Source organism: Spirillospora sp. NPDC046719, assembly GCF_040645715.1.
Taxonomy (GTDB): Bacteria; Actinomycetota; Actinomycetes; order Streptosporangiales; family Streptosporangiaceae; genus Spirillospora.
In genome coordinates, this window is the sequence record NZ_JBEYYT010000443.1 from 1 (window position 1) to 7,553 (window position 7,553).

Sequence of the window (7,553 nt, forward strand, 5' to 3'; positions counted from 1 at the left end):
TCAGTGACGGATCACTGGCCGCCGGACAGCTTCTCCCGCAGCGCGGCGAGGGCCTCGTCGGTGGCCAGCGCGCCACCGCCCGACTCGCTCTCCCCGCCGCCGGAGTAGGAGGTCTCGCCGCCGCCGGTCGCGGGGCCGGTCTCGGCCTCGGCCTCGGCCTTGCGGGCCTCCTCGATCTGCTTGCGGTGGGCGTCGAAGCGGGCGCGGGCCTCGGCGTACTGCCGCTCCCAGGTCTCGCGCTGCTCGTCGAAGCCCGGCAGCCACTCGCCCGTGTCGGCGTCGAAGCCCTCGGGGTACTTGTAGTTGCCCTGCTCGTCGTACTCCGCCGGCATGCCGTACAGGGTCGGGTCGAAGTCCTCTTCCTCGATCCCCGCGGCGCCCTCGTTGGCCTGCTTGAGCGACAGGCTGATCCGCCGCCGGTCGAGGTCGATGTCGATGATCTTCACGAAGATCTCGTCGCCGACCTGGACGACCTGCTCGGGGATCTCCACGTGGCGCTCGGCCAGCTCGGAGATGTGCACCAGGCCCTCGATGCCCTCCTCGACCCGGACGAACGCGCCGAACGGCACCAGCTTGGTGACGCGGCCCGGCACGACCTGGCCGATCTGGTGGGTGCGGGCGAACTGCTGCCACGGGTCTTCCTGGGTCGCCTTGAGCGACAGGGAGACGCGCTCGCGCTCCATGTCGACGTCCAGGACCTCGACCGTGACCTCCTGGCCGACCTCGACGACCTCGGAGGGGTGGTCGATGTGCTTCCAGGACAGCTCGGAGACGTGCACCAGGCCGTCGACGCCGCCGAGGTCGACGAACGCGCCGAAGTTGACGATCGAGGAGACGACGCCCTTGCGGACCTGGCCCTTCTGCAGGGTGTTGAGGAAGGTCTGGCGGACCTCGCTCTGCGTCTGCTCCAGCCAGGCGCGGCGGGACAGGACCACGTTGTTGCGGTTCTTGTCCAGCTCGATGATCTTCGCCTCGAGCTCGCGGCCGACGTACGGCTGCAGGTCGCGGACCCGGCGCATCTCGACCAGCGACGCGGGCAGGAAGCCCCGCAGGCCGATGTCGAGGATGAGACCGCCCTTGACGACCTCGATGACCGTGCCGGTGACGATGCCGTCCTCGTCCTTGATCTTCTCGATCGTGCCCCAGGCGCGCTCGTACTGGGCGCGCTTCTTGGACAGGATCAGCCGGCCTTCCTTGTCCTCCTTCTGGAGGACGAGGGCCTCGACGTGATCGCCGACGGCGACGACCTCGTTGGGGTCGACGTCGTGCTTGATGGACAGCTCGCGCGAGGGGATGACGCCCTCGGTCTTGTAGCCGATGTCGAGGAGGACCTCGTCACGATCGACCTTGACGACGGTGCCTTCGACGATGTCGCCGTCGTTGAAGTACTTGATGGTCTCATCGATCGCCGCGAGGAAGGCTTCCTCGGACCCGATGTCGTTGACCGCTACCTGCGGGGTGGTCGAGGTGGCCTCGGTGCTACTCGTCATGTGTCGGCTGGCTCCGGTACGGACATGGAAGTCGTTATGGGTTGTGCGCGGAGGGCCGTCCGCCCTGCCGAGAACCGGAAGGAACGCGGTGCTGACCGCGTCAGTGAACCGAACCGATGTCGCCGACCTGACCGAGCGCGAGCCTGCTCCGTCCGAAGCGCGCGCAGGCCCACAGCGCAGCGATCAGAATATGGGACGCGGCGCGCCTGGTCAATCCGTCGGGCGCACGGCCGCCCCGCGCGCATCAGTAGACCCGCGCCCAGGCCCGGTAGGGCTTGCCCAGCCGGTCCTCGAGCATATTGGGAAACGTCACCGTGTTCGGGTCACCGTCAGATGTGTACCGCTCATCGGGGTGCTTGTCCAGATAGTCGAGCCAGGCCGTCGAGCAGAACTGCTTGCAGTCGTCCTCTTTGATCTTGCCCTCGGACCGCACCCGGTCGATCGCCCACCGGTCGAACTTCGCGTCGAACGGCGACACCGACGGCCGCCACCCCGCCAGGAAGATCCCCTGGAACGCGTACGAGCCGTCCTTCTTCTCCGCCCACGCCGTCTTGTGCGGGGCGACCCCGAACGGGTAGGCGAACGTCGTCGTGTGCGTCCCCGTCATCTTGACGATCTCGTCCTCCATGCCGCCGATCTCCTTGTACACCTGGTCCTTGGACAGGTGCGACAGGTCGGGGTGCGACAGGGTGTGGTTGGCGATCTCGTACCCGTGCTGGGTGAGCCACTTCAGGCCCGCGGCGGCCTGCACGCCGCTCATCCCGAACAGGTCCTTGTTCAGGTAGAACGTCGCCGTCGGGCGGAACCCCGGGTTCTCCCGCGCCACCTGCTCGATGACGCCGACCGCCGTGTCGGGCTTCGGGTTGCCCTGCGGGTCCAGCCCGAAGTGCCCGGGCGTGCTGTCGTCGAAGGTGAGCACGACCGGGTGCTTGCCGGCCGGGACGTCGATCCGCCCGCTGACGAACTGCGCCGCGGTGATCGGCACGTAGCCGTCCTTGGCGAGCCGCGTCAGCTCGTCGTGCAGCTCCGTGGTCGAGCGGTCCAGCGACTGCTCCGGCTTGACCATGATCCGGTGGTACATCAGCACCGGGATCTGGCCCAGCTCGTCGGCCTTCGCCTGCACCGCCGCGGGCGTCGCCGCCGCGAGCCGGACGGGCTCCGCCGCCGCCGCGCTCGCCGACGCGCTCGGGGACGCCGCCGCACCGGGCGGCGGGGGCCCGGACGGCTTGGCCGCCTCGGCCGGCCGGCCGTCGCGCGCGGCCCGCTCGGTCGCCCCGGCCTGCGCCGCCGCGGCGTCCTCATCGCGCCCGCGCCGCTCCCCTGGCAACGTCAGCCCCAGGATCACGGCGCAGACGACCACAACTCCAGCGATCTTGTGAAGGAGAGGCACGTTTCCCCCGCCGGTAGACCCGAACAGGACCAGGGGGACAGCGTACGACCCCCCGGACATCAACGGACACCGACCGGCGTACCCGAATGATCTCCACAGACCACTCCAGTGCCGCCCCGCATCGCACCAAGCGCGAAACCCCCTGGTAAACCCGGACACCCCGCCCGCGCGCCCCCGTGAGCGGGCATGAAAAAATGCCCCGCGCCACCAGGACGCGGGGCACCAGAACGGCGTGACGGCCGCCGAACGCCCGGCCGGTCACGAGGCTTGCCCGAAGCGCTCAGCCCGCGCGCGAGCGCGCTACCTGACCGGTGGGGCGACGCCGGAGGCGAGCCCCACCGGGAAGCTCGCGAAGCGAGGTCGCGCTCGCCCGAGCACGGTCAGCGGGCGAGCCGCCAGGCGAGCCCGCTGACCGTGCTCGTATTAATGCGCCGCGTCCTGCCAGGTGCGGCCGGTGCCCATGGAGACGCTCAGGGGCGCGCGGAGGGCGTAGGCCCCGGCCATCTGGTCGCTGACGAGGGACTTGAGGTCGTCGAGCTCGCCCGGGGCGACCTCGAACACCAGCTCGTCGTGGACCTGCAGCAGCATCCGGGAGGTCAGGCCCGCCTCGCGCAGGGCGCGGTCGACGTTCAGGCTCGCGACCTTGATGATGTCGGCGGCCGAGCCCTGGATGGGCGCGTTCAGCGCCATCCGCTCGGCCATCTCGCGGCGCTGCCGGTTGTCGGAGTTCAGGTCGGGCAGGTAGCGGCGGCGGCCGAGGATGGTCTCGGTGTAGCCGTCCTGGCGGGCCTTGGCGACGATGTCGCGCAGGTAGTCGCGGACGCCGCCGAACTGCTGGAAGTACTCCTCCATCAGGCCGCGCGCCTCGTCCGGGGAAATCCGCAGCTGCTGCGACAGCCCGTACGCCGACAGCCCGTACGCCAGGCCGTAGTTCATCGCCTTGATGCGGGCGCGCAGCTCGGAGTCGATCTGCTCGGGCGGCAGCCCGAACACGCGGGACGCGGTGATGGTGTGGAAGTCGGCGCCGGTTCCGAACGCCTCCAGCAGCGCCTCGTCCTCCGACAGGTGCGCCATGATCCGCAGCTCGATCTGGGAGTAGTCGGCGGTCAGCAGCGACTCGTACCCGCCGCCGACGACGAACGCCTCCCGGATCTGCCGGCCCTCGGCGGTGCGGATCGGGATGTTCTGCAGGTTCGGGTCGGTGGACGACAGCCGCCCGGTCGCGGCGATCATCTGGTTGAACGTGGTGTGGATGCGGCCCGCGTCGTCGGCCATCGGGATGAGCGAGTCGACGATGCTCTTCAGCTTGGCGACCTCGCGCCAGCGCAGGATGTGCTCCAGGACCGGGTGCCCGTCCTTCTCCAGCAGCGTGGTGAGGGCCTCGGAGTCGGTGGTGTAGCCGGTCTTGGTCCGCTTGGTCTTCGGCAGGTTCAGCTCGTCGAACAGCACCTGCTGCACCTGCTTGGGCGAGCCGAGGTTGAACTCGTGCCCGACGGCGGCGTGGGCCTGCTGCTCCTGCTCCTTCACCTGGCCGCCGAGCGACGCCGACAGGCCGGCGAGGTGGTCGGCGTCCACGGCGATGCCCGCGCGCTCCATGTCGGCCAGCACCCGGACGAGCGGCAGCTCCACCTCGTGCAGCAGCCGCGTCGCGCCGCGCTTGTCGAGGTCGCGGTCGAGGACGTCGGCCAGCTCGGTGACGGCGCGCGCGCGGACGGCGAGGGCCTCGGCGGCCTCCTCCTCACCCGACCCGTCCAGGGTCAGCTGCCCGGAGTCCTCTGTCTCGCTGCGCAGCTCCCGGTGCAGGTAGCGCAGGACGAGGTCGGCGAGGTCGAACGTGCGCTGCCCCGGCAGCGCCAGGTAGGCGGCCAGCGCGGTGTCGCTGGTGACGCCGTCGAGGCGCATGCCGCGCGCGGCGAGCGCCAGCATCGGGCCCTTCGCCTCGTGGATCGCCTTGGGGCGGGACGGGTCGGAGAGGAACGCGGCGAGAGCGCGCTCGTCGTCCTCGATCAGCTCCGCCGGGTCGAGGTGGACGGCGGGCCCGTCCTTGGACGCCAGCGCGAGCGCGGTGACCTCGCCGGTGCCGCGCCCCCAGGAGCCGGTGACGGCGATGCCGAGCCGGGTGCCGCCGTTGGCGTCCAGCCAGGCGCCGAGCGCGCCCGGCTCCAGCGCGTCGACCTGCACCTCGAAGCCCTCGTCGGCCTCCGGCTCCGCCGCGGACAGCGAGGAGTACAGCCGCTCGCGCAGCACCCGGAACTGCAGCGAGTCGAACAGGGTGTGGATCTCGTCGCGGTCCCACTGCCCCATCGTCAGCTGCGGCGGCGTCAGCTCCAGCCCCACGTTGGTGTCGAGCTTGTTGATCTGCTGGTTGCGCAGCACCCCGGCCAGGTGCTCGCGCAGGTTGTCGCCGGCCTTGCCCTTGATCTCGTCGACCTTGGCGACGAGGGTGTCGAGGTCGCCGTACTTGGTCAGCCACTTCGCGGCGGTCTTCGGGCCGACGCCGGGCACGCCCGGCAGGTTGTCGCTGCTCTCCCCGACCAGCGCGGCCAGCTCCCGGTACCGCTCGGGCGGCACCCCGTACTTCGCCTCGACCGCGGCCGGGTCCATCCGGGCCAGCTCCGACACGCCCTTGACCGGGTACAGGATCGTGACGTGCTCGTTGACGAGCTGGAACGCGTCGCGGTCGCCGGTGACGACGAGGGTGTCCAGCCCGGCCTCGGTGGCCTGCACCGACAGCGTGGCGATGATGTCGTCGGCCTCGAACCCCGCGACCGACATCCGCGGGATGCGCAGCGCGTCCAGCACCTCGAAGATCAGGCTGACCTGGCTGCGGAACTCGTCGGGGGTCTTCTGCCGCCCCGCCTTGTACTCCACGTACTGCTCGTGCCGGAAGGTCGGCTCGCTGCGGTCGAACGCCACCGCGATGTGGGTGGGCTGCTCGTCGCGCAGGACGTTGATGAGCATCGAGGTGAAGCCGTACACCGCGTTCGTCGGCTGCCCGTCGGTGGTGGAGAAGTTCTCCACCGGCAGCGCGAAGAACGCGCGGTAGGCCAGGGAATGCCCGTCGAGCAGGAGGAGCCGGTCACGCTTGTCAGGGGTCGCTGGTTCGTTCGCCACACCAGGACTCTAGTCTGCGCGTACGACAGTTTTGTGGAGGCGTAAGTGAGCGACACCGACGGCCTGAGCCGGGACGACCTGGCCGCGAAGATCCTTTCCGGTGAGGGGATGGAGTCCCGCGGCGACCTGGCCAAGGCGATGGGCGTGGAGTACCTGGAGGTGTCCGCCGAACGGGTCGTCGGCCGCATGCCGGTCAAGGGCAACACCCAGCCGTACGGGCTGCTGCACGGCGGCGCGTCCTGCGTGCTCGCCGAGACCCTCGGGTCCGCCGGGTCGGCGATGCACGCCGGGCCGGGCCGCATCGCCGTCGGCATCGAGATCAACGCCACCCACCACCGGTCCGCGACCGACGGCTACGTCACGGGCGTCGCCACCCGCGCCCACGGCGGCCGGACGCTCGCCACCTACGACATCGTCATCACCGACGAGCAGGACCGCCGGGTGTGCACCGCCCGCCTCACCTGCATGCTCCGCGACGCCCCCGCCTCCTGACCCCGGCGGGGCCGGGCCGGGGCGCGGACCTCGGCGGACGCCGCGCCGCCCCGTGTCCGATCCGCGGCTTTCTTTGCGATCGACCGGCCGGGGTCTGTAGCGTGGATCGGAACGGCCTGGGATCACCGAGTAGACAACGCACGCGCCCGCGAGGGCCGTACGGCCCCAAAGGTGATCCCAGGCCCGGTACATCTCCGGGACGTCCCCACGGCACGACGCAGATCACGGGACGGTCCCAGGACACCCCATGATCTGGCGGGCGCCGGAGACGCCGCCCTACCGTGCGGATCATGCGGCCCTTACCGGCAGGACGCCCGCGTGCCGCCGCGGCCCTCCTGCTCCTCGCCCCGCTCCTCCCGCTGGCGTCCGCCTGCGGCGGCCACGACGACGCCCACTACCGCGTCCCCGCCCGCGCCGTCCGCGACGACGAGAGCCCCCTCCCCTACCGCGAGGTCACCGACGGGCGGATCGCGTTCGCCGCGATCGGCCTCAGCTCCGGCCTCACCACCATCACCGGCAGCCACGCCGACCTGCCGTCCCGGCTCGGCGGCTTCGCCCGCGTCCGCGTGATCGCCGAGAACCGCTACGCCACCTTCCACAAGATCGACCTCGACCGGCAGCTGCTCGTCACCTCGCGCGGCGCCTACCCGCCCGACGTGAACGCGATGCGGGTCAAGCGCCAGCCCACCGACATCGAGCTCGGCTCCCACGACCGCATCGAGTTCGACCTGATGTACGACATCCCCAAGGACGCGCGGATCCGGGCGCTGCGGCTCTACTCCTCCCCCACCGACGACCTCGGCGTCCCGCTACAGCACGACCCCGGAGCGGAACTGCCGTTGCGGTGAACGGCGGCCCCGCCCCGGGGTCGTGTCAGACGTCCGGGCCCTCTACTTGCCGTCGGGCGCCTCCGCACCGTCCGGCTCCCCGGCCGCGGGCGCCCCATCGGCCTTCGCCTCGCCGGAGCCCGACCCGGCCCCGGGCTCGCCCGGCGCGGCCGCGCCCGGCGCGGCAGCCCCCTCCTCGCCAGCCGCCGCATCGGGTACCCCCCCGACGTCGCCGCCCCG

At 71.2% G+C, this 7,553-nt stretch carries 5 protein-coding genes; 2 read left to right on the forward strand and 3 right to left on the reverse strand.

What is annotated here, in order from left to right:
• Positions 1–11: 11 nt before the first annotated feature.
• The 3 genes from rpsA to polA all read right to left on the reverse strand — a co-directional run bounded on the left by rpsA (position 12) and on the right by polA (position 5,994).
• Positions 12–1,490, reverse strand: coding sequence for a 30S ribosomal protein S1 (rpsA, locus tag ABZ914_RS42340; protein WP_500200387.1), 1,479 nt, complete (start codon positions 1,488–1,490; stop codon positions 12–14).
• A 244-nt stretch (positions 1,491–1,734) separates the two neighbouring features.
• Positions 1,735–2,880: a polysaccharide deacetylase family protein gene (locus ABZ914_RS42345; RefSeq protein WP_500200389.1), complete on the reverse strand. Its 1,146-nt coding sequence runs from the start codon at positions 2,878–2,880 to the stop codon at positions 1,735–1,737.
• Between the two features lie 423 nt (positions 2,881–3,303).
• A complete protein-coding gene (gene polA, locus ABZ914_RS42350) occupies positions 3,304–5,994 on the reverse strand; it encodes a DNA polymerase I (protein ID WP_500200390.1) in 2,691 nt (896 codons plus the stop codon).
• A 108-nt stretch (positions 5,995–6,102) separates the two neighbouring features.
• Between polA and ABZ914_RS42355 the strand changes: the two genes are divergently transcribed.
• A complete protein-coding gene (locus ABZ914_RS42355; RefSeq protein WP_190862433.1) occupies positions 6,103–6,486 on the forward strand; it encodes a PaaI family thioesterase in 384 nt (127 codons plus the stop codon).
• A gap of 290 nt (positions 6,487–6,776) precedes the next feature.
• Positions 6,777–7,334, forward strand: coding sequence for a DUF4352 domain-containing protein (locus ABZ914_RS42360; protein WP_500200392.1), 558 nt, complete (start codon positions 6,777–6,779; stop codon positions 7,332–7,334).
• Positions 7,335–7,553 lie beyond the last annotated feature (219 nt).